The organism is Sporomusa intestinalis (genome assembly GCF_055383785.1).
Genome location: NZ_AP042390.1, coordinates 107,498 through 129,474 on the forward strand (window position 1 = coordinate 107,498; position 21,977 = coordinate 129,474).

The window sequence follows — 21,977 nt, forward strand, 5'->3', positions numbered from 1 at the left end:
CTCGCTCCTAATCATCAAGTATCATCCGGGCCAGGGGGAATGGCTCAAGTGCCCGGTGCAAAATCCCATGTACCTGAGCTATTAACAGTCCATAATTAACAATTGGTACACCCGCTTCCCTAGCCAGTGCCAGGCGATAGAGCATTTCCCGCCGATTAAGCATGCAGGCGCCGCAATGGACAATCAATTTATATTTTTTCAAATCAGGTGGATATGAACTCCCGGAAAACCATTCAAAATCCAGCTCGCCCCCGACCGACTGTCTAAGCCAGCGGGGAATCTTAACCCTGCCAATATCATCAGCCTGCCGGTGATGGGTACACCCTTCCGCAACAAGCACCTTATCGCCAGGCTGTAGTGACCCGATGGCTTTGGCGCCTGTCACCAGGGTCTCAAGATCGCCTTTATGGCGGGCCATTAAAATTGAAAATGATGTCAACATAACACCTGGCGGGGTATCGGCCCCAACCTTCATAAATTCCTGTGAGTCAGTAACAACCAACCGCGGCGGGCTTTTGAGCCCTGCCAAAGTTTCTCTTAGCTCACGTTCTTTAACAACCACAGCACAGGCATCATTATCTAAAATATCACGTATGGTTTGGACCTGAGGCAAAATCAGGCGTCCTTTGGGGGCTGCTAAATCAATAGGTACAACTAATACCACCGTATCTCCCGGTGACACTAAATCGCCAATAACCGGCGGACCCTCCCAGTTATCCGGTGCTAACTTGATAATTAATCGTTTCAGTTCTTCAATGCCCTGACCATTTTTGGCACTGATACTGCTTAACGGTAAATCCAGCAACGCGCTGAACTTAGCCATCGTTGCCGTTGTAACCGGCATAATATCGCTTTTGTTGACAACACCGGCTAAGGGCAATCCCCGCTTGCGGATATTTTGCACCAGCAGCTGCTCAAACTCAGTCACCCCTTGTTCAGGTTCAATGACGACAATGGCTAAATCTGCTTTATTGAGAACCTGCAATGTACGCTCAACCCTTAATTTCCCCAAATCACCCACATCATCAATGCCGGCGGTGTCAATAATCATTACCGGTCCAATCGGCAGTATCTCCATCGCCTTATACACAGGATCAGTCGTTGTCCCCGGCACAGCTGAGACCAGTGCAATATCCTGGCTGGTGAGGGCATTAATCAAGCTTGACTTGCCGGCATTCCGCCGGCCAAAGATCGCAATATGCAGCCGCGACCCCTTGGGGGTTTCTTGCATAGCTTCTCCCACCCTTCTATTTTTGTGATCCGGCGATTCCTGGCCGGGTCATAGCCCGGGGGTCCAGTATGCTATCAAGCTCGTTTGCAGGCAAGACAGCTAATTCCAGGGCTGCCTGACGCACACTGACACCAGACTTCATAGCCAGGCGGGCAACCTTTGCAGCCAGGTCATAGCCAATATGAGGAACCAATGCCGTAACGCTGACCTGACTGCCTGATAGTAACAACTGGCAGCGCTCGGCATCGGCCATAATTCCCTGGACACAAAACTCACTAAGAATATTTACCGCATTTGTTAGTATGAACAGGCTTTCCAACAGATGGTGCGCAATCAACGGCATAAAAGGATTAAGCTCAAGCTGCCCGGACTGGGCAGCCATAGCAATGGCAATATCAGAAGCCATGACATGAAAGGCCACTTGATTAACCGCTTCCGGAATAATCGGGTTTACCTTACCGGGCATAATCGATGACCCGGCCTGCCGTTCCGGCAGCCGTATCTCACCCAGCCCGGCCATAGGGCCGGATGAGAGCAGCCTAAGGTCATGGGCCAGCTTTCCCAGATTCACCGCCAATGCTTTCAGCAGACCCGCTACCTCGACAAAAACATCGGCATTTTGAATAACATCAATCATATTTTCTGCCCTGGCTAAACCAACGCCGGCATATTGACGAACCCGGTCATTTACCATGAAGATATATTTCCTGTCGGCATTTAGACCTGTACCAATTGCCGTGCCTCCTAGTGCGGCCTGCCGCAACCGTTCCTCAACCTTATGCAGCCGCCAGCGGTCCCGGGCAATCGCACCGGCGTAAGCACTAAACTCCTGTCCTAGCATTACCGGAACCGCATCTTGCATCTCGGTGCGGCCGACCTTTATTACCCCGGCAAACTCTTCTTCTTTGGCCTGCAATGCCGCCTGGAGTCCGGCACAACTCTCGCTTAACGGCTTAAGCAGCCATATTGCTGCAATTCTAAGCGCCGTCGGATACACATCATTCGTAGATTGATGCATATTAACATGATTTAGAGGATGGACTATATCATAGTCGCCGCGACGTCCTCCCAAGATTTCAATCGCCCTGTTAGCAAGCACCTCATTCACATTCATATTGGTCGAGGTCCCGGCTCCGCCCTGCAAGGCATCAACTACAAACTGTTCACTCCATTCGCCGTTCATTACCTCTGTAGCCGCAGCCGCTATGGCCTGGGCTTTGTTTTGGGGGAGATAACCCAATTCACTATTAACTTCTGCAGCTGACTTTTTAATTAAACAGATCGCCTTGATTAACGAAGAGGAAACCTTATAACCGGATAACGGGAAGTTCTCCATGGCCCGCAACGTATAAATTCCATAATATACATTGTCAGGAACTTCCCGCTCTCCTAACATATCTTTCTCCAGCCTCATATCCAGCTACCTCCACCCTGGTGTCTTGACCACATTATCTGTTTAGTTTGATGACGGCCAAAATGACCAATGGCGGCGTCAGCCCCTCCTAGCAGACCCCTTCCCGTATGCGTCGTCGGTGCTTCCTTGCCCTTGGCCATTTTGTCTCGCCCTAAAACTAAAATATAACAGGGCCAAGACACTTGTTCAGCATCCATAAATAATGTTTCACGTGAAACATTTTATTTATACGACCAGCTGGCCACGAAAACCAGCATTAGCAGTCTCCTGCCGGCTAGACAGCATTTCCATAATCCGTTCTAAATCTTCCGGTGAATAATACTCTATTTCAATTTTACTTTTCGTTTTACCCGGCTTAATTCGCACTTGCGTACCTAATATCATTTTCAGTCGATCCTCAAATTCATTCATGAAAAACTGTTGCGTTTCCTCCATGTTTTCCGGCTCGACATTAACTTCATTCTTCTTCGCCGGGCGGCGGGCAGCTAACCGGCGTACGAGTTCCTCCGCATCCCGCGCAGATAAATCGTCCTCAATAATTTGTTTTGCAGCTTCAAGCTGCACCGCAGGCACAGTCAGTGCTAACAGCGGTCTGGCTTGTCCGATAGATAATGTTCCACGTGAAACAAAATCCTGAACTTCACTCTGCAGGTTAAGCAAGCGCACAATATTAGCAATCATTGACCGGCTGCGCCCAATCTTTTGTGCAACCTCTTCCTGCGTCAGGCCATACTCCTCCATTAGCCGCCGGAACGCCATGGCCTCTTCAATCGGATTAAGATTCTGACGCTGAAGATTTTCAATTAAGGCGATCTCCATCATTTCCGCATCGGTATAATCGCGGATAACTGCCGGAATCTGTTTTAAGCCGGCCAGTTGTGAAGCCCGCCAGCGCCGTTCGCCAGCCACCAGTTCGTAACCGCTAAGTGTTTTTCGTACAATAACCGGCTGAATAACCCCATGTTGCCTGATAGATTGAGCCAGTTCAGCCAATGCCTCTTCATCAAAATTTTGCCTGGGTTGATGAGGGTTAGGACTAATATCGGCAAGCGCAATTTCATTGGCACACTCCGCTTCCCCCTTGCCGGGCGCCCCGAACAAAGCATCCAACCCTCGGCCCAATCCCCGTTTACTCATCACCAATCACCTCGCGTGCTAAATCAAAATATACTTCTGTACCTTTAGATTTAGGATCATATTTTATAACAGGCTGCCCATGACTGGGCGCCTCACTCAAACGGACATTACGGGGAATAATTGTTTGATATACTTTATGGCGAAAATGATTCTTTACCTCATCGACGACCTGAATGGATAAGTTGGTACGGGCATCAAACATAGTAAGCACAACCCCTTCCAACGTCAAAACAGGATTTAAGTTTTTTTGAACCAGACTCACAGTATTCATCAACTGGGTCAAGCCCTCCAATGCATAAAACTCGCATTGAATAGGAACCAGCACCGAGTTAGCAGCTGTCAATGAATTAATTGTTAATAAGCCTAAAGAAGGCGGACAATCAATCAAAACATATTCATAACTGAACTTTGCCTTATCCAGGGCTCGCTTTAGTTTTCCCTCACGGGACATCATGGAAACAAGCTCAATTTCGGCTCCGGCCAATTGAATTGTTGCCGGCAGCAGCTTAAGATTGGTGATTTCGGTCTGAACTACAATTGTTTCCAGCGGTACATCGTTTACCAGTGCATCGTAGACACAACGTTTAATTGAGCCTTTATTGAATCCCAATCCACTAGTGGAGTTACCCTGCGGGTCAATATCAATAAGCAGCACTCTTTTACCCAGTTCAGCCAGACAAGCCGACAAATTAACCGCTGTTGTCGTCTTGCCAACTCCTCCTTTTTGATTGGCGATAGCAATCACTTTTACCAAACCAGTTCACCTCAAATAGATGTATCATTAGAATCGTTTTCATCCTTTCATTCTCCCAGCTATGCATAATTTCCTGCCAAATATTTTTTAGATATGAAAAACTTGGTCATGATGCCTTACAATCGATAAAATATTTATAAATCAGCAGATATCACAGCTTTAACTAATTGGCAAAATATAATATAATGCTAGTAATACCGCACTTCATTAAGGAGGGGTCATTCCCATGCCGATATATCATCCCCGGTTAACGACTATAGACCTTGATGAAACCAAACGCTATGCAGGGTTAAGCGGTAAAACTGATTTTTCCGCACCACTCCTTTCTGAAGCATGCACGCAAGCTCAGCTTTTGGCTACGCCCAGAGGAGTGTGGCAGGTTTATGCCTATGATCAGGACGCGCATACTATTATGTCTCCTTCTTCGCCGCTGACACTTACAGCCAGCAGTATAATCAAGCATCTGGAGGGAGCAACGGAAGTAGCGGTCATGGCGGCCACCATCGGCATCATTCTTGAACAGGAAGTATCCAATCTATTTTCTAAAAATCAATATACGCTAGGACTATTATTAGATGCCGCCGGCACAGCAGCCGTAGAAATGACCTGTAATGCCGTCTGTTATGTAATAGCCGGGCAAGCTGCCCGTGCCGGGCTTACAGCCGGCCGCCGCTTTAGTCCGGGTTACGGCGGCTGGCCAATTGATGTACAGCCTGAAATTCTTGATTTAGCCGCAGGTGCTTCTATCGACCTGAGCGTTACAGATACCAAAATGCTTGTACCGCGCAAATCAGTCACAGCTATCATTGGTTTACATCCTTATCACCAAGTACTAAATATGCATCATGAGCAAGTACTGTCATGCGATAAATGCGGACAGCCGGGGTGTCATGCACGAAAGGAGAACACAACTGAATGATCCATGTTTTTGACGGGGCAATGGGAACGATGTTGCACCAAGCAGGCTTAGCACCAGGAGAATGCCCTGAAGCCTGGAATATTACCCAACCGGAAAAAATAACAGAAATTCATCGTCAATATATTGCAGCCGGAGCAACAATAATAGAAACCAATACCTTTGGTGGCAATCGCATAAAATTAGCTCATTACGGCCTTGAAAAGAAAACAGGTGCCATAAATGCCGCTGCCGTAACAGCAGCCCGCCAGGCCGCAGGCCCTCATGCCCGGATTGCCGGCTCTGTCGGGCCTACCGGCAAGTTTATTGCCCCACTGGGTGATTTATCCTTTGCTACCGCCTATGACGTATTTTTTGAGCAAATAAGCGCGTTGGACCAAGCCGGAACTGATTTTATAATTATTGAAACGATCATTGATATACAGGAAATGCGGGCAGCTCTCCTGGCTGCCAAAGCAGCAACCGACAAACCCATCATCTGTCAGCTATCCTTTGATGCTGACGGCCGCACGGTAACCGGCACCGACCCCCGCACAGCCGCCATCACCCTGGAAGCTATGGGAGCATCAATCATAGGCGCTAATTGTTCTTTAGGCCCTGCTCAGCTCTTGCCGGTAATTGAAACCTTAGCCCAGTCCAGCTCCTTAGCAATCAGTGTTCAGCCCAATGCAGGCATGCCGGAATTAATCAACGGCCATACTGTTTTCCCAATGAAAGCCGGCGAAATGGCGGCCTGGGTTCCTAAGCTGGTAGCTGCAGGAGCCACTTATATTGGCGGCTGCTGCGGCACTACCCCGGCTCATATTAAAGCAATCAGGCAAGCTGCGGATCAGCTGGCCGCGCCGGTTATTCCCAAGCCTTATACAGCCTGCACGGCCTTAACCAGCCGGACCCGCAGCGTATTCCTGGGCCCCAGATTTGCACCGGTCATTATTGGTGAACGTATCAATCCCACTGGCCGTAAAGCCTTGGCTAAGGATATTAAAGAGGGAAACTTGGTCACAGTAAAAAAAGAAGCTCTCGCCCAGATTAAAGCCGGAGCCGGTATTCTGGATGTCAACATGGGTGTCCCCGGCATTAATCAGGCTGCAATCATGAAACAGGTTATCGAAGAATTGTCGGCCTTGGTTGACGTGCCGTTAGCCATTGATACAACTGACCCGGCCGCCTTGGAAGCCGGACTCAGGGCTTATCCCGGCCGGGCTCTGATCAATTCGGTCACAGCGGAAACCGAAAGGCTGGAAAGCTTCTTACCCCTAGCGAAAAAATACGGGGCAACCGTATTATGCCTGCCGCTATCTGATGGCGGTGTTCCCACTACAGCCGCAGAACGAATAAAAGTTGCCCAACAAATCATTGACAGGGCAATCGAATATGGGCTAAAACGGCAAGACCTGTTGCTTGACGCCTTAGTCATGACAGTGGCAACAGATGCCCGGGCTGCCGCCGAAACATTACTAACACTCAAATTATACCGAGAGCATTTTGGCTGCCCTGCCGTTATGGGCCTCAGCAACGTCTCTTTCGGCCTGCCCCGGCGCGATTTAATGAATGCCTCTTTTTGCGCAATGGCACTTGCCTCAGGCCTTGATGCTCCAATCCTGAACCCCTTTGATCCGCTTATGCAGGATATCTGGTCAGCAGCCTCCGCCCTCGGCGGCCATGACAGCCAAGCGATTGCTTACAGCAAAAGGTATGTTGAACAGCCCGCCCCGGCAGTTGCCGTTAGCAATACGGAGCCTGACATATTAACGCAGATCCGGCAAACGGTTATTAATGGTGAAACCTCCGGTGTTGCCCCGCTCATCCGTCAGGCACTTGCCGAAAACTATTCACCGCTTACTATCACCGACCAGTCTTTAACAGCAGCCATGAATGAAGTGGGACAGGCTTTCGGCCAGGGGCGCTGCTTTTTACCGCAGGTCTTACTGTCAGCTGAAACCATGCGTGTTGCTTTTAATACAATTAAAGAGGTTCTCCCGGCTCATACTACCCAAAGCCTGGGAACCGTACTGTTAGCCACTGTAAAGGGAGATATTCACGACCTCGGTAAAAACATTGTTGCTGCCCTGCTGGAGAACAACGGCTTCACGGTTATCGACTTAGGAAAAGATGTTGCACCAGCAGCCATTGTAGCCGCTACCAAAGAGCACCAGCCCCATATCATCGGTCTTTGTGCGCTGATGACAACTACCCTGCCGCAAGTTGACATAACTATAAACGCTCTGAAGACGGCAGGTTTTGCAGTCAAAACAATTGTCGGCGGTGCTGTGCTTACCGAAAGCTACGCCCAGCAGGCTGGCGCCGATGCCTATGCCGCCAACGGAATAGCTGCAGTCAATATTGCCAAACAACTGCTACGCAACAACAATTAGCGCGCAGCTAAAATCCGCTGGCACGGGGCCTGCCCTGAGCTAAGTTCGCTCAAAAAAGACTGCCGGTAACTATCACGCCAGCCACTACAGCCATCACTGCCGCCAGAAACAACCAGCAACCATATAGCCCAATAAAAAAACGCGGCTTGCGCCGGGCCTGTGGAGAAAGCTCAAGCCGATGTTGCCCTTATCCAGGGAAAGTTAACCTTTCTATCAGGATAAAAAATTCCTGATACCATGTTTTATCTGGTATCAGGAATTTATAATTATAGCTATAATTATAACAGTAATTAAGAGGGCAGTTTTTATTTTACAGGCGGTTGCGGGCGACTATTTTTAACCTGAATATTAATATTAATATAATCACCATCAATATCCTGTTTGACCTTGATATCCATACCGCTTTTTTTCATTTGACTGACAACACTATTGATCGTATTGATAAAGATGCGCACATCCTTAATTATTTTTACAACCGTTTGTTTGGGGGTTGCCTGTTTCTCCTTTTCCCGGGAAATATTACGGGTATAGTTTTCAATTAAATCCTCTGTTTCTCTTACATTTAAGCCTTTTTCCAGTACCCCGCCGAGTACTTCCAACTGTACGTTAGTATCCTCAATTTTTAATAAGGCCCGGGCATGGCGTTCGGTTAACTTTTGCTCAACTACAGCCTGCCGTACTTCTGACGCAAGTTTTAACAACCGAAGTTTATTGGCAATTGTTGATTGATTCTTCCCTACCCGCCTGGCCAGTTCTTCCTGGGTAAAATTAAAGCTCGCAATCAAATGCTGATACCCTTCCGCTTCTTCCAAAAAATGCAGATCTTCACGCTGCAGATTCTCAATCATGGCCAACTCTGCCATCTCTTGGTCCTCAAGCTCCCGTATAATCACCGGGACCTCCGGCAATCCAGCCAAACGCGAAGCCCGCAATCGCCGTTCACCGGCAATCAATTCATAAACAGTCCCCCGCCTCCGGACCAACAACGGCTGAATGACCCCAAACTCACGAATGGAAGCAGCCAATTCCTGCAACGAATCATCATTAAAGGTTTTCCTTGGCTGAAAAGGATTGGGAATAATGCTGTCAGGCGCCACCTTTTGCACTGATTGCGTTTCATCAACAGACTCTGTATCTGTATTTAGAGCAGGTCTAGCTGCAACTATTTCATCAACAATAACGGCAGAACTTTTATCGGGCACAAGTTCGGGAATAGTTGGCGAAGCATCTCCAATACCAAACAGCTTGGCCAAATTTCTCATGTTTCCACCACCTACAAACAACATTTGCAACTTGCGTTTATTATATATGTATTCTGCAAAAACTGGAATTTTCCTCTAACTTAGAGTGGCTTTTTTTCCGGCGTTCCCGGCCTGCGTGGATATTCAGGCGGCGTTGCCGCAATCTTTTTAATATAAATAACGGCTCTTTTATCATCAATGCCGGGCAAACGGACAGGTTCCATACGCTCGATACGTCCACCAAGGACTGCTACAGCCCGGGCTGCTTCTGCCGCCTCCTCTTCGTATTGAGTGCCTTTCAGGGCTATAAACCAGCCGCCTGTACGAATAAAAGGCAAGCAGAGCTCACATAAGATATTTAGCCTGGCCACAGCGCGCGATACGGCAATCTGGAATTTTTCCCGGTATTGCCTGCCTTTGCCGCCCTCTTCCGCCCGGGCATGCACAAGCTCAACATCCGGCAGGCCAAGACTGTCGGTCACCGCCTGTAAAAACAGCAATCGCTTATTAAGGGAATCCATAAGGGTCAGTTTTAGGTCTGGACGGTAAATTTTAAGCGGAATACCGGGAAATCCGGCACCGGTGCCAACATCAATCATGTGGGCATTATCCTGAAAAATATCCTGCCGGTAACAGGAGAGAGAGTCAATGATATGTTTAACAGCCACATCCTGTGGCTGGGTAATAGCCGTCAGGTTTATTTTTTTATTCCATTCAATCAGTAGCTGATAATAAACTGCCATTGCTGTTAACTGACTTTCTGATAATATCAGACCATACGCAAACGACGCTTGCGCCAGCAGTTTTTTAAACTCTTCCATACCTAGCCCCCTTTATTATCCCGCCGGCTGCGTCGTTGTTCCAGATACACCATCAATATGGAAATATCGGCAGGGGATACACCCGATATTCGTGCCGCCTGCCCCACTGACAGCGGCCGAATTTTATTAAGCTTCTGCCTGGCTTCTAATGCCAGACCACTGATATGATTGTAATCAATGTCTGCCGGCAACAGCTTGGCCTCCAGTTTGGCGGAGCGTTCAACCTGTTCAACTTGTTTTTGGATATAACCTTCATATTTAACAGCTATTTCAATCTGTTCACGAACTAATGGCGGTATATCAGGCAAATCAAAATGGGGCCGTATGGCCTCATAAGTGATTTCCGTCCGCCTAAGCAAATCATACAAAGTAATGCCTGTGCGCAATTCGGCCGTACCAAGCGCAGCTAATTTACTTTGTACCTCAGCCACAGGCGTAATGTGTCTGTTTTTTAACAGGGCCAGCGTACTTTCAATTGCATTACGCTTAACAGTAAACCGCTCATACCTTTCATCACTGACCAAACCAAGCTTGCGGCCTTTTTCCGTCAGGCGAAGGTCGGCATTATCCTGCCGGAGAATTAACCGGTATTCGGCTCGCGACGTCATAATCCGGTAAGGCTCACTGGTGCCCTTAGTCACCAGATCATCAATCAACACGCCAATATAAGCATCGGCCCGCGATAAAATAAAGGGAGGCTTGGCCTGTATCAGCAGCGCGGCATTAATACCGGCTATCAGTCCCTGAGCGGCCGCTTCCTCATAGCCGGAGGTGCCGTTAGCCTGCCCGGAGGAAAACAGCCCGCTGATCTTTTTCGTTTCCAGGGTTGGCTTTAGTTCTGTCGGGTCAATACAGTCATATTCAATCGCATAGCCGACCCGCATGACTTCTGCGTTCTCCAGTCCGGGAATGGTCCGCAAAAAAGCCATCTGCACATCAACAGGCAAGCTTGTTGACATCCCCTGCACATACATCTCAGTAGTTCCCGTACCTTCCGGCTCGACAAAAACCTGGTGTGCTAATTTATCAGCAAAACGGACGACTTTATCCTCAATTGACGGGCAATAACGCGGCCCTGTCCCTTCAATTATACCCATATATAAAGGGGACCGGTGCATGTTTTCTCTGATAATAGCATGGGTCCCGGCATTTGTGTAAGTAAGCCAGCAGGGTACCTGCTTCCGGGTCATAATATCACTCATAAACGAAAAATTATGGGTAATCTCATCACCAGGCTGTATTGTCATTTTCCCTGTATCTACAGTCCGGGCATCCACTCTGGCCGGGGTTCCGGTCTTAAACCGCATGAGCGTAATACCTAAATCGCGAAGGGCCGCGGACAAAGTTATCGCCGGCCGCTGCCCGGCCGGCCCGCCAGGATAATTAATATCACCAATAATAACCCGGCCGCGCAGATAAGTACCGGTGGCTATTATCACACAGGCAGCAGTGTACAACTCCCCTAACTCCGTAACAACACCTGCGACCTGCCCGTTTTCAACAAGTATCTGCTCGATCAGTGCCTGTTTAACATCCAAACCGGGCTGCATTTCCAGTGTATGCTTCATCGTTAGCTGATACAGCTGTTTATCAGCCTGTGCCCGCAAAGCATGAACAGCAGGGCCTTTGCCGGTATTCAGCATCCGCACCTGGATACAGGTTTTATCAGTATTAATACCCATTTGGCCGCCTAGTGCGTCAATCTCCCGCACCAGATGGCCTTTAGCCGGTCCGCCTACGGCAGGATTACACGGCATCATCGCTATATTATCCAGATTAAGTGTAGTTATGAGCGTCCGGCAGCCTAACCGCGCAGCTGCCAGGGCGGCTTCACAGCCGGCGTGTCCAGCACCAACCACTATTACATCATATTTTCCTGCCTGAAACAACGGCCTTCACCTCTTAATAACAAAACTAACTCTTTTTTATATGACGGTTCACTTACCAATACAAAACTGGGAAAAAATCTGATTAATAATATCCTCACCAATCGTGTCGCCCGTAATTCCCCCTAATTTCTCCCAGGCGGCCCGCAGATCAACAACAATGCAGTCCGGCGGCATGCCGTCCTCAATTGTTGCCAGCGCCTCAGCCAAGCGTTGCTTCGTTTGCCTTAAAGCATCGGCATGACGCACATTATTCACAAAAGCGGCTTCCCCCTGGCTAACCTGCCCCTGATAAACTAAGTTGCTTATCATCTCCTCCAGTTCAGCCAGGCCATCGCCTTGCGTTAGCGAAGTTTTTACGGTCAGCCTGCTGCCAATATACTGCTTCAGTTCTGTAAAATCAAGCAAAGGGGGTAAATCATTTTTATTGACGACAATAATAGCCTGCTGCCCCGCAAGCAGCGCTAATACAGCCCGGTCTTCCGGGGCTAGCGGCTTGGAGGCATCTAAAAGCAGTAAAACGAGATCAGCCTGCTTTACTAAGGCTTTGGCCTTTTCGACACCTATTTTCTCCACAACGTCAGTGGTGTCATGAATGCCGGCCGTATCAATTATTTTAAGCGGTATCCCGCGGATGTTAACATATTCTTCAATACTATCTCTGGTCGTACCGGGAATATCGGTAACAATAGCCCTTTTCTCTTTCAGCAGGGCGTTAAGCAGGCTAGACTTGCCCACATTAGGCTTGCCAATAATTACCGTCGCCAAACCTTCCCGGAGAATCCTGCCGGTCTGCGCTGTAGCCAGCAGTTTATCGACATCAGCCTGCGCCTGAAGGATAAGCCGGGCTACATCAGCGGCTGCCGCTTCCTCAATATCCTCTTCCGGAAAGTCAATAGCCGCTTCCAGCTGGGCAATCATACTAAGAATGACATGGCGCAGCTGTTTAATCTCTGTTGACAATCGCCCGGAAAGATTGCCTACTGCCAGCTTAAGCGAAGCATCAGTTTTTGATCTGATAATATCAATAACAGCCTCAGCTTGAGCCAGGTCAAGCCGCCCATTTAAAAAAGCCCGTTTTGTAAACTCACCAGGCTCAGCCAGCCTTGAACCCTGCCCCAGCGTCAGCGCTAACATTTTCTTTAACGGCACAGGTCCACCGTGACAATGAATTTCGACAATATCCTCCCGGGTATAAGACCGGGGCGCCCGCATAAGGATTAACAGCACCTCATCAACAGTCTCGCCCGTCTCCGGGTCAATAATGTCACCATATACAACTTGATGTGAAGCAAACTGTGCTGCCTGCTTGCCGCTTTTACTGGTGAACAGCTTGTCAGCAATAGCCACAGCTTTATTGCCGCTAATTCTGACAATACCAATGCCGCCCTCGCCCACCGCCGTAGCTATAGCGCTAATTGTATCATCGTCTGTCAGCCTATTCAAAAAAACTTCACTCCTCGAGACATATACTCATCAGTTAACCGAAAATAAACCGGTAAAGGTAATATTATTCCCTATACCTTTCCCTTTTCCTGCAAGGCAATAATTAATATATTATTTACAGTAAATAAAGAAAATACACAGTAAAATTATTCTTACAGAGAAGTTACTAGCAGGTAAAAGATCTCTAAGATAGAAATAAATAGGTAATTGAAAAATGTCTATATTTGTCGTTATCGAAAAAAGAAAGAAGGGCTGGCAATGTCTGAAAAAAAAGGCATTTTACTGGAAACTGGCACAAATGAATTTGAAATAGTTGAATTCTCAATAGGCCCGGTCAGCTACGGCATTAATGTGGCTAAAGTCAGAGAAGTGATCAACCCCCTGCCTGTCACAAAAATGCCAAATGTCCATCCATGGGTAGATGGTATTTTTACCCTGCGCGGCCGGGTTATGCCGTTGATTAATCTCCCCCGCTGCCTGAACAGCCAATCTACTACAACCGCACCCAAAATTATTGTAAGTGAGCTTAACAACTACTATGTGGCCTTCCTCGTCGATGAAGTATCCCGGATTCACCGGATTTCCTGGGCAGCCATGGAACCGCCTCCCCATATTGCCAACTCAGAAATGGTTGTCGGCATTATAAAAATGGCCGATAAGATGGTGGTCCTGCTTGATTTTGAAAAAATAGTAGCCGAGATAAACCCCGAAATGAATCAAAAATTTAATGAAGTTACCGAACAGTCGGCCGATATAACGGAAATTCGTAAAAATAAAACGATTTTAGTGGCTGAGGATTCAAAACTGCTCCGGGATTTATTATTAGGCACCCTTCATAAAGCCGGTTATGCCAATATTATCCTGGCAGAAAATGGTCTGGATGCCTGGCAAAGAATTGAGCAATTAGCTGCTGCCAGTGAAGCGATTGAAAGCAAAGTTCAATTAATAATAACAGACATTGAAATGCCCCAAATGGACGGCCATCATCTCACCAAACGTATCAAAGAAAATGATAAATTAAAACATTTGCCTGTCCTGATTTTTTCCTCCCTCATTAACGAAGAGATGCGAATCAAAGGCCAGTCAATCGGGGCTAACGGGCAGGTCTCAAAACCTGAAATCAGCCAATTAATTGACCTTGTTGATAAATTCATTCTATAAAGGAACATTTGCGCACTCCGGACGCAAAGCGGTCGCCGGCCGTTCTTTCCAGATAAGAGTCATTCGTACTCATGATCAGAAACCGTATACTTTCTGATCATGTGAAAAAATCGGCTACCCCGCAGGTAGTCGATTTTTTTATCCACCCAAGCGCCTCTATTTCATTACCAAATCCCATAATTGCTTGCCAATAAGCAGGCTGGTCATGCCGATAAATAATGGGCGCACATAGGAAGTACCGCTTTTAATCGCAACCCTTGAACCGGCAATGGCCCCGCCAATCATGGCCCCGCCCATAATAAAACCATAATAAAAATTCACTGAATCAAGATATATAAATGTTATCACAGCAGCAATATTACTGGCAAAGTTCATTACTTTAGCATTGCCGGCCGCCACAACAAAATCAAAACCCAGCATTAAAAATGAAAAAATGAAAAATGAACCGGCTCCGGGACCAAAAAAGCCGTCATAAAAACCAATCCCAAACACCGCCAGGGCAATAATTGATTTTGTTTTCAGAGTAAGCCCCTGATACGTTGATTCTGCACCCCAGTCTTTTTTTAAAACAGTATAAACAGCCACAACAATTAACAGCAAAACTACCAGAGGCTTTAAAAACTCCGGTGGAATGTGACGAACCGTATAAGCGCCCAGAACAGAGCCGATAAAGGATAAAGGAAACAGCCAGGCTACCAGGCGGCAATCAATCTTGCCTGATCGCAAAAAAGAAATGGTGCTTGTCATGGAGCATAACGAGCTGGCAAGCTTATTAGTGCCTAACACCACACTCGGCGGCAGGCCGGTAAACAACAGCGCTGGCAGCGAGATTAAGCCGCCGCCGCCTACAACCGAATCAATAAAGGCAGCAATAAATCCCGCAATAAGTAAAAATAAAATAATTTCCGGACTAATTGATTCCAAATTAACATCTCCTATGTACTGAGCGCCAAAACCAATAAATTCATCATAAACCTTAACTGATTTATAAATCAAGTCTTTTTTTACTTTCTTATATTGTCAATAAATTCCCAGCAGTGTACAATATGGAGTGAAAGTGAGGTGCCTGTATGGTTTGTGAACACAAATATTATAGCCTGATCCTCAAAGGATGCTCCCGGCGGGAAAAACTGGGACAGCAGCTGGAAAGTGTCTTATTGCGCGGAAAACTAGCCATAAAAATGGCAATTGACCAGATGCCGTCTGTTATAATATATAAGGGCAAAGTTAGCAATATACTGGCGATACTGCCAATATTTACAACCGAAAAGGCCGCCATCACGATTACCCCTGGCGATGTTCCCTCACCCTTACCTTTAGAAAAAATTTATCCCGATTTTTCAGCATTAACCCCTGATTTACAGTCATTATTATCCCCTGTCCCCCCCAAGCTCTGGTTAGGTGAAACAATACATTTGATTGTGCCGGCAAAATTTTTAGATGAAAACGGGGCATTGGTCATATCCAGCCATGCTATCTATTTTGTTGATAAACCAGCAGGCGATACGGACCGCCGCTGGCTTATCATTCCCTATACTCACATTACCGGTTTCCCGGTTGTGCCGCCAGGTAATAATTTGATAATAAACTACTGCGATCCAAACGGTTGTCAGTCCAATTCCTTCGCAATCCAGGCCGAGTCCCTGCACGCTGCTGAAACAGCCATCCGTAAAGCCAAAGCAGCTAAATGCTATTTAACAAAAATTAAAACAACCTGCCCCGGTTGCGGTTTCCTGTCAGAGGATTACGCAGACACCGCTCCTCCGGAAACCCTTTGCCACTGTGGGCAGCCCTATGAGCGGACAATTATTGCTTAAAGGCATTGAAACTTTATCTACAGCTCACCCAGCAAACACCGCAATACGGCAAAATAAGCGGCAATCGCATAAACAATAAAGCCGGGGCACAGGCCCCGGCTTTATTGTTTATCTTTTTAAAGTAATAACCACTTTGCGATAGGGTTCATCGCCTTCACTATATGTAACAATCCGATTGTCACTCTGGAGAGTCATATGAATGATTTTGCGTTCCTGCGGACTCATAGGTTCAAGGACTACCCGCTCACCCCGCCGCTTAACCTTATCAGCCAGACGCATAGCCAGACGGGAAAGTGTTTCCGCCCTGCGCTTACGGTAGTCTTCCACATCAAGCACAATGCGGCTGCGCTCATCAGCGTCACGATTGGCGGCAAGATTAGTCAGGTATTGCAAAGCATCAAGCGTTTGGCCGTGCTTACCAATCAAGATGCCCAAATCTTCGCCCCTGAGATTAATGACCACATGATCCTCATTGTCCACGTTCTCCATAGTAACATTAATCTTCATCGTCTTAAATACCGAGCTTAAAAACTGCTTCGCCTCTGCCACCGGATCAATCGGACGAATAGACACTCTTACTTTAGCAAGCTTAGAACCGATAAAACCAAACAATCCCTTGTTCGGTACTTCCAGTACCTCATGGTCAACCCGGTCACGGCTTACTCCTAGCTCGGCCAGAGCCAATTCAATGGCTTCCTCAATTGTTTTACCAGTCTTTTCAGTACATGTAAGCTTACCGTTCATAAATTAACGTGCCTCCTCACGAGCAACCGGCGCATTATTACGATACATAAACCACTGCTGACCAATCTGGAACATATTGCTTACTACCCAGTAGAGTACCAAACCAGCCGGGAAAGTCAAACTGATGTAGCCAATAAATATGGGCATAAAAATCAGCATCATTTTATTTTGCTGAGTCATCTCTGTTGTTGTCTGCTTTTGCTGAATATAGGTTGTGAGGGCCGATAATACAGGTAATATATAGGTTGGATCAGGCTGAGCCAAATCCGTCATCCACAAAAAACTGGGCGGCAGCTGTGCATATTGATAATCGCGGATAGCGAAAAAAATCGCAATTAAGAACGGCATTTGCACAAGCAGCGGCAAACAACCTGCCAAAGGGTTTACCCCTGCTTCTTTATATAAATTAGCCAGTTCCTTATTAAGCTTTTCCGGATTACCTTTGTATTTTTCCTGTAACTCTTTCATTTTCGGCTGAATGTCCTGCATCGCTTTCATTGACTTTACCTGCTTGACAGTCAGCGGATACATCAGCGCTTTAATTGCGATAGTTAGTAAAATAATCGCAACCCCATAATTAGGAAAGCCAAAGCTTATTGTCAAATTATAAAAGAAAGTCAATGCAGTTTGCATAATATTGCTTAAAAAATCCAAAAAATTTCCCTCCTGCAAATAATTGGCTGTTTATTTAAACAGGATCATACCCGCCGGGATTAAACGGATGGCAACGCAAAATACGCCGGATAGCCATCAATGAACCGCGGGCAACCCCATACTTTTCAATAGCTGTTAGCGCATACTCAGAGCATGTAGGCACAAACCGGCAGCTAGGCGGTTTTAACGGCGACAAAAATAACCGGTAAAACTTTATAACACCGATAATAAAGCAGGTAATAATTTTTTTCATAATTTTTCCGTCCCCAACTTAGCTTTGGAACATAAGTCCAGAAAAGCCTTTGTCGTTTGGGCCAGTCCAGCTTTAACCAAAGGCTGGCGGGCAACAAGAATCAAATCAACTCCATTCATTAGCTCACTTTGATGAAGTCGATAAGCTTCTCTTAACAAGCGTTTTAACCGATTGCGAACAACAGCGGATCCTAAACGCTTGCCGGCAGCAAAACCAATCCGGCGTTTACCAGAACGATTTGGCAAAACATACAACACAAGAAATTTATTGGCATAGGACTTGCCAGACCGGTATACTGTCTGAAAGCTTTTATTTTGACAAAGCCTGCCGCATTTAGGCAGAGTAAACCTTTTGACCATTGTAATCATCCGGTTTCTATAATTATTTTTTGGAGATGCTCATAATTAATAGAATACTGTTATAAGCATCCCCATCTGATGGAAAAAATAGGCCACGAAAGCGGCCTACTTTATGCTGACAATTTTTTTCTGCCTCTGGCCCGTCTTCTTTTGATTACGAGCCGGCCGCCTTGGGACGACATACGCTCACGAAAACCATGAGTTCTTTTCTTCCATAGCGTATTTGGTTGGTAAGTACGTTTCATCTCTAACACCTCCTTATATCAAGCGGAGACAAACAAGATACTGAAATCCACAAAATTTCACTAGCTTAGATTATAGACCAGCGCAAGGCAACATGTCAAGAATATTGGCGCTGACAAATTAATTGTTCTGTGGATAAAATATAACTTTTTTGGCTACAGTCGAAAATATCTTGTTGATAACTGTCACGTGATTTGTTAATATAAATTATGCAGTTATCAACACCCGCTTGGGATAATGTTGATTTATATACATTTTTTATGACTTATCCACAAAAATCATGACTTATTCACAGACTTGTCCACAAAGTCTTATAACTTGATAATACACGGTTGCGGGATTATTATGTCCCGCCGTTGTATTTTTTTTTCGCCTTAAACACTAGCTGAATAAAACTTATACACAATTGTTGATATCTTTGTGGATAACTTATGTTAATTGTCCGTATATTTTGTGGAAAACATTGTAGGAAAGGACTGATTAGCTAAAATGAGCGCGGATACCGCTTATATGGCAAACATTTGGCAGCAGGCCCTGGTGCATATGAAAAAAGCTTTCATTAAGCCGCTTTTTGAAACATGGATCAAATCAACGATACCATTATCAATTAATGATACGGTTATAGAAATCGGCACTCCTAAACTATTTGTCAAGGAATGGCTGGAAAGCCGCTATCTTCCTGTTATTAAGGCTGCCTTAAAAGCTGCCGCTAATAAAGATTTTGAAATTGTCCTGATCAATATGGATATCGAAATGGAAGGCCTTGAAGACAGCCCCTTACTTACAGCCGTAGAAGAGGCTGAAAACGACATTATCAGCGATATTAACATTGAATCTATTATTGCCGCAGACATACAGGACACATACAAACCGGCATCGGAAACACCAGATGTTCACCCTGATATTCCCCAGGATGATTTCCTCAAATACCTTGACGATATCAGTGATATTCCTGAAGCAGCAGCCACGCTGCCGCCGTCCCAAATAACAGCGCCGGTCCCCTCTCCCCCGGCAGCAAGCCAACAGGACAAAAGAACTGCCCGCAATCAGCAGCTTTACAATCTTCCCCCGGCCGATGAATTTATTCTAAATCCCAAATACGTATTTTCCACCTTTGTTATCGGCAATTCCAACAGATTAGCCCATGCTGCCTCCTTAGCCGTTTCCGAAGCACCCGCCCAGGTCTACAATCCCTTCTTTATTTATGGCGGCGTGGGACTTGGCAAAACCCATCTCATGCATGCGATTGGTCATCGTATTAAAGAGAACAATCCCAACATGAAAGTTGTGTACATATCAAGCGAAAAATTTACTAATGAACTGATCAACTCTATTATCAGCGGCAATCCAGAAAACTTCCGGCAAAGATACCGAAATATCGATGTCCTGCTCGTTGACGATATTCAGTTCTTATCCAAAAAAGAACATACGCAGGAAGAATTTTTCCATACTTTTAATACCTTACACGAAGCAAATAAACAAATTATCATCTCCAGCGACCGGCCGCCGCGTGAGATTCAAACCCTGGAAGACAGGCTCAGATCCCGCTTTGAATGGGGACTGATTACAGATATTCAGACTCCCGATCTTGAGACAAGGATTGCCGTCCTGCGGAAAAAAGCAATGATGGAAAGCCTTAACGTTCCCAATGAAGTTGTTGTATATATTGCCAGCAGAATCGAAAACAATATCCGCGAGCTGGAAGGTGCCCTGATCAGGGTTATTGCCTATGCTTCGCTCAACAACCAGCCAATTGACATTGATCTGGCAACCGAAGCCCTTAAAGACATTTTTCCCAATGGACGTCCCAAACAAGTCACGGCAGAGCTTATCCAGGACATTGTTGCCAGCCATTTTAAACTTAAATTAGAGGATATGTCAGCCAAAAAACGTACCCGCAATGTGGCCTATCCCCGGCAAATTGCAATGTATCTTTGCCGTGAACTAACCGAAACATCTTTGCCTAAGATCGGCGAAATATTCGGCGGCAGGGATCATACGACAGTTATCCATGCCCATGATAAAATAAGCCGTGAAAAGAATATGGATGCCAAACTCAACAATACCCTCAAGGAATTGATTAAACGTATTGAAGCCTAGGTATAAACCTGTGTATAACCACTCGTTTATCCTGTACACAAAATGTTAATAACTTTATTCAGCAATTTACCTGTTAATATGTTGATAACCGGTATAACACTTATCGACATATTATAAACAGTATCATTTCTTATACCATCAACATTCGCCCTATTTATCAACATATCAACAGCCCCTACTACTATTACGGCTATTCTATTAATATATGCGTTAAATAATAATAATATTACAACCTAAAATAAATTTTTTACTGATCGACAATATGCAAGGAGGCCTTCCCATGAAAATAACCTGTGCTAAAGACCTGCTCAACCATGCAGTGCAAACTGTCCAAAAAGCTGTAACGGCAAAAGCGACACTCCCTATCTTATCCGGCATATATATATCAGCCCAAAACAATAAACTTGAGTTGCAAGCAACTGACTACGAAATCGGCATCAGCTGTGCTATTGATGCGCAAGTTGAAATCCCTGGTCAAATTGTCTTGTCTTGCCGCTATTTTCAGGAGCTGGTTAAAAAACTGCCAGGTGAGACGGTCGAAATAGCATCATCCGCTGAAGACCGGACAATAAAAATAACAGCAGGTACTTCTCAATTTAATCTTTTAAGTCTGCCGGCAGAAGAATTTCCGGTATTAAAACCATTATTTGACAATTCAGTCCCTGAAAATTCATTGCTCATTAAAGATAATTTATTGCGCGATTTAATCAAAAGGACAGTCTTTGCTTGTGCAACAGAAGAAAGCCGGCCGATCTTCACCGGCGCATTATTGGAAGCAACAGAATCTGATGTACGGATGGTCGCTACCAACACACACCGGCTAGCATTAAAAAAGAGTCAGCTGGAAACAACTAATAGCAGCTACAACCCTCTGAAAATTGTAATCCCCTCTAAGGTTCTTAATGAATTAGCCCGTTTGTTGTCGTCCGAGCTTCCGGTTGATGTAAATATCTGCTGGGAGAAAAACAGGGTGGCTTTTCGTTTTGAAAATGTCTATTTGGAATCAAGAATTATTGAAGGGCAATATCCGGACTATAACCGGGTCATACCTCCCCAATTTGGCACAGTAGCCTCAATCAATACAGCCTTGTTTATGGATGCTGTTGAACGTGTTTCGCTAATGGCCAAAGACGGCGAATACAATGTCATTAAATTTCAGTTTAATCCTGATCAGGTTATTATTACCTCTAATAATCCTGATGTCGGCAAAGCGTATGAAACAGTGCCTGTTACTACCGCCGGCACGGAGATAACTATCGCCTTTAATGCGAAATATGTAACTGATATTTTAAAAAATATCGGTACTCCGGAACTGCATTTTTCCTTAAATACACCGCTTAGCCCGGCTAGTATAAAACCTGTCAATGATGAAAATTATACCTATATTATCACTCCGGTACGCACAAGCTAATTGTGGAAAAAAGA

Annotated in this window: 20 protein-coding genes; 6 read left to right on the forward strand and 14 right to left on the reverse strand. The window is 45.9% G+C overall.

Annotated features, from left to right (window positions below; all coding sequences use genetic code 11):
• Nucleotides 1-7: 7 nt before the first annotated feature.
• From hydF to ACZ481_RS00600, 4 genes are all read right to left on the reverse strand, one after another.
• Entirely contained in the window at nucleotides 8-1,231 is a 1,224-nt protein-coding gene (hydF, locus tag ACZ481_RS00585) for a [FeFe] hydrogenase H-cluster maturation GTPase HydF (protein WP_464768274.1), read from the reverse strand.
• Nucleotides 1,232-1,247: 16 nt separating this feature from the next.
• Nucleotides 1,248-2,645 carry an aspartate ammonia-lyase gene (locus ACZ481_RS00590; protein ID WP_464768275.1) on the reverse strand — a complete coding sequence of 466 codons (1,398 nt, stop codon included), beginning with the start codon at nucleotides 2,643-2,645 and terminating at the stop codon, nucleotides 1,248-1,250.
• Nucleotides 2,646-2,870: 225 nt separating this feature from the next.
• Nucleotides 2,871-3,782: a ParB/RepB/Spo0J family partition protein gene (locus tag ACZ481_RS00595; RefSeq protein ID WP_464768276.1), complete on the reverse strand. Its 912-nt coding sequence runs from the start codon at nucleotides 3,780-3,782 to the stop codon at nucleotides 2,871-2,873.
• Nucleotides 3,775-4,536 (reverse strand): ParA family protein, encoded by a 762-nt coding sequence (locus ACZ481_RS00600; RefSeq protein ID WP_464768277.1) that lies wholly within the window; start codon nucleotides 4,534-4,536, stop codon nucleotides 3,775-3,777. The genes ACZ481_RS00595 and ACZ481_RS00600 overlap by 8 nt, the downstream gene beginning before the upstream one ends.
• 226 nt (nucleotides 4,537-4,762) lie before the next feature.
• Here ACZ481_RS00600 and ACZ481_RS00605 point away from each other — a divergent pair, with 226 nt between their 5' ends.
• Together ACZ481_RS00605 and ACZ481_RS00610 are read left to right on the forward strand one after the other, a co-directional pair.
• Nucleotides 4,763-5,455, forward strand: coding sequence for a methionine synthase (locus tag ACZ481_RS00605; RefSeq protein ID WP_464768278.1), 693 nt, complete (start codon nucleotides 4,763-4,765; stop codon nucleotides 5,453-5,455).
• The gene (locus tag ACZ481_RS00610) at nucleotides 5,452-7,827 is read left to right on the forward strand and encodes a homocysteine S-methyltransferase family protein (RefSeq protein WP_464768279.1); all 2,376 of its coding nucleotides are present in this window, start codon (nucleotides 5,452-5,454) and stop codon (nucleotides 7,825-7,827) included. The genes ACZ481_RS00605 and ACZ481_RS00610 overlap by 4 nt, the downstream gene beginning before the upstream one ends.
• 305 nt (nucleotides 7,828-8,132) lie before the next feature.
• On the opposite strand, the gene noc is transcribed toward ACZ481_RS00610, so the two are convergent.
• From noc to mnmE, 4 genes are all read right to left on the reverse strand, one after another.
• Nucleotides 8,133-9,089, reverse strand: coding sequence for a nucleoid occlusion protein (gene noc, locus ACZ481_RS00615; RefSeq protein WP_464768280.1), 957 nt, complete (start codon nucleotides 9,087-9,089; stop codon nucleotides 8,133-8,135).
• 80 nt (nucleotides 9,090-9,169) lie between these two features.
• The gene (gene rsmG, locus ACZ481_RS00620; protein ID WP_464768281.1) at nucleotides 9,170-9,889 is read right to left on the reverse strand and encodes a 16S rRNA (guanine(527)-N(7))-methyltransferase RsmG; all 720 of its coding nucleotides are present in this window, start codon (nucleotides 9,887-9,889) and stop codon (nucleotides 9,170-9,172) included.
• A gap of 2 nt (nucleotides 9,890-9,891) precedes the next feature.
• Complete coding sequence (mnmG, locus tag ACZ481_RS00625) at nucleotides 9,892-11,778, reverse strand: tRNA uridine-5-carboxymethylaminomethyl(34) synthesis enzyme MnmG (RefSeq protein ID WP_464768282.1); 1,887 nt, start codon at nucleotides 11,776-11,778, stop codon at nucleotides 9,892-9,894.
• 48 nt (nucleotides 11,779-11,826) lie between these two features.
• Nucleotides 11,827-13,212 carry a tRNA uridine-5-carboxymethylaminomethyl(34) synthesis GTPase MnmE gene (gene mnmE, locus ACZ481_RS00630; protein ID WP_464770697.1) on the reverse strand — a complete coding sequence of 462 codons (1,386 nt, stop codon included), beginning with the start codon at nucleotides 13,210-13,212 and terminating at the stop codon, nucleotides 11,827-11,829.
• 267 nt (nucleotides 13,213-13,479) lie between these two features.
• Between mnmE and ACZ481_RS00635 the strand changes: the two genes are divergently transcribed.
• Nucleotides 13,480-14,382 (forward strand): chemotaxis protein, encoded by a 903-nt coding sequence (locus ACZ481_RS00635; RefSeq protein WP_464768283.1) that lies wholly within the window; start codon nucleotides 13,480-13,482, stop codon nucleotides 14,380-14,382.
• 156 nt (nucleotides 14,383-14,538) lie between these two features.
• On the opposite strand, the gene ACZ481_RS00640 is transcribed toward ACZ481_RS00635, so the two are convergent.
• On the reverse strand, nucleotides 14,539-15,306 hold the full coding sequence (locus ACZ481_RS00640) for a TSUP family transporter (protein ID WP_464768284.1): 768 nt from the start codon (nucleotides 15,304-15,306) through the stop codon (nucleotides 14,539-14,541).
• Nucleotides 15,307-15,452: 146 nt separating this feature from the next.
• Between ACZ481_RS00640 and ACZ481_RS00645 the strand changes: the two genes are divergently transcribed.
• Nucleotides 15,453-16,199: a hypothetical protein gene (locus tag ACZ481_RS00645; protein ID WP_464768285.1), complete on the forward strand. Its 747-nt coding sequence runs from the start codon at nucleotides 15,453-15,455 to the stop codon at nucleotides 16,197-16,199.
• Between the two features lie 108 nt (nucleotides 16,200-16,307).
• Here the strand turns inward: ACZ481_RS00645 and jag are convergent, their stop codons facing one another.
• The 5 genes from jag to rpmH all read right to left on the reverse strand — a co-directional run bounded on the left by jag (nucleotide 16,308) and on the right by rpmH (nucleotide 18,454).
• A complete protein-coding gene (gene jag, locus ACZ481_RS00650) occupies nucleotides 16,308-16,943 on the reverse strand; it encodes an RNA-binding cell elongation regulator Jag/EloR (RefSeq protein ID WP_464768286.1) in 636 nt (211 codons plus the stop codon).
• 3 nt (nucleotides 16,944-16,946) lie between these two features.
• Nucleotides 16,947-17,576: a YidC/Oxa1 family membrane protein insertase gene (locus ACZ481_RS00655; protein ID WP_464770698.1), complete on the reverse strand. Its 630-nt coding sequence runs from the start codon at nucleotides 17,574-17,576 to the stop codon at nucleotides 16,947-16,949.
• Between the two features lie 55 nt (nucleotides 17,577-17,631).
• Nucleotides 17,632-17,850 (reverse strand): membrane protein insertion efficiency factor YidD, encoded by a 219-nt coding sequence (yidD, locus tag ACZ481_RS00660; protein ID WP_464768287.1) that lies wholly within the window; start codon nucleotides 17,848-17,850, stop codon nucleotides 17,632-17,634.
• A complete protein-coding gene (rnpA, locus tag ACZ481_RS00665; RefSeq protein ID WP_464768288.1) occupies nucleotides 17,847-18,209 on the reverse strand; it encodes a ribonuclease P protein component in 363 nt (120 codons plus the stop codon). Before rnpA ends, yidD begins: the two co-directional genes overlap by 4 nt.
• A gap of 110 nt (nucleotides 18,210-18,319) precedes the next feature.
• Nucleotides 18,320-18,454 (reverse strand): 50S ribosomal protein L34, encoded by a 135-nt coding sequence (rpmH, locus tag ACZ481_RS00670; protein ID WP_144352409.1) that lies wholly within the window; start codon nucleotides 18,452-18,454, stop codon nucleotides 18,320-18,322.
• 508 nt (nucleotides 18,455-18,962) lie between these two features.
• Between rpmH and dnaA the strand changes: the two genes are divergently transcribed.
• Together dnaA and dnaN are read left to right on the forward strand one after the other, a co-directional pair.
• Nucleotides 18,963-20,552 carry a chromosomal replication initiator protein DnaA gene (dnaA, locus tag ACZ481_RS00675; RefSeq protein ID WP_464768289.1) on the forward strand — a complete coding sequence of 530 codons (1,590 nt, stop codon included), beginning with the start codon at nucleotides 18,963-18,965 and terminating at the stop codon, nucleotides 20,550-20,552.
• 280 nt (nucleotides 20,553-20,832) lie between these two features.
• The gene (dnaN, locus tag ACZ481_RS00680; protein WP_464768290.1) at nucleotides 20,833-21,963 is read left to right on the forward strand and encodes a DNA polymerase III subunit beta; all 1,131 of its coding nucleotides are present in this window, start codon (nucleotides 20,833-20,835) and stop codon (nucleotides 21,961-21,963) included.
• The last annotated feature ends 14 nt before the right edge of the window (nucleotides 21,964-21,977 follow it).

Coding starts and splice junctions, on each gene's coding strand:
- hydF (WP_464768274.1), bottom strand. CDS start 1,231: ATGCAAGAAACCCCCAAGGGGTCGCGGCTGCATATTGCGATCTTTGGC.
- ACZ481_RS00590 (WP_464768275.1), bottom strand. CDS start 2,645: ATGAGGCTGGAGAAAGATATGTTAGGAGAGCGGGAAGTTCCTGACAAT.
- ACZ481_RS00595 (WP_464768276.1), bottom strand. CDS start 3,782: ATGAGTAAACGGGGATTGGGCCGAGGGTTGGATGCTTTGTTCGGGGCG.
- ACZ481_RS00605 (WP_464768278.1), top strand. CDS start 4,763: ATGCCGATATATCATCCCCGGTTAACGACTATAGACCTTGATGAAACC.
- ACZ481_RS00610 (WP_464768279.1), top strand. CDS start 5,452: ATGATCCATGTTTTTGACGGGGCAATGGGAACGATGTTGCACCAAGCA.
- noc (WP_464768280.1), bottom strand. CDS start 9,089: ATGAGAAATTTGGCCAAGCTGTTTGGTATTGGAGATGCTTCGCCAACT.
- rsmG (WP_464768281.1), bottom strand. CDS start 9,889: ATGGAAGAGTTTAAAAAACTGCTGGCGCAAGCGTCGTTTGCGTATGGT.
- ACZ481_RS00635 (WP_464768283.1), top strand. CDS start 13,480: ATGTCTGAAAAAAAAGGCATTTTACTGGAAACTGGCACAAATGAATTT.
- ACZ481_RS00645 (WP_464768285.1), top strand. CDS start 15,453: ATGGTTTGTGAACACAAATATTATAGCCTGATCCTCAAAGGATGCTCC.
- jag (WP_464768286.1), bottom strand. CDS start 16,943: ATGAACGGTAAGCTTACATGTACTGAAAAGACTGGTAAAACAATTGAG.
- ACZ481_RS00655 (WP_464770698.1), bottom strand. CDS start 17,576: ATGCAAACTGCATTGACTTTCTTTTATAATTTGACAATAAGCTTTGGC.
- yidD (WP_464768287.1), bottom strand. CDS start 17,850: ATGAAAAAAATTATTACCTGCTTTATTATCGGTGTTATAAAGTTTTAC.
- rnpA (WP_464768288.1), bottom strand. CDS start 18,209: ATGGTCAAAAGGTTTACTCTGCCTAAATGCGGCAGGCTTTGTCAAAAT.
- rpmH (WP_144352409.1), bottom strand. CDS start 18,454: ATGAAACGTACTTACCAACCAAATACGCTATGGAAGAAAAGAACTCAT.
- dnaA (WP_464768289.1), top strand. CDS start 18,963: ATGGCAAACATTTGGCAGCAGGCCCTGGTGCATATGAAAAAAGCTTTC.
- dnaN (WP_464768290.1), top strand. CDS start 20,833: ATGAAAATAACCTGTGCTAAAGACCTGCTCAACCATGCAGTGCAAACT.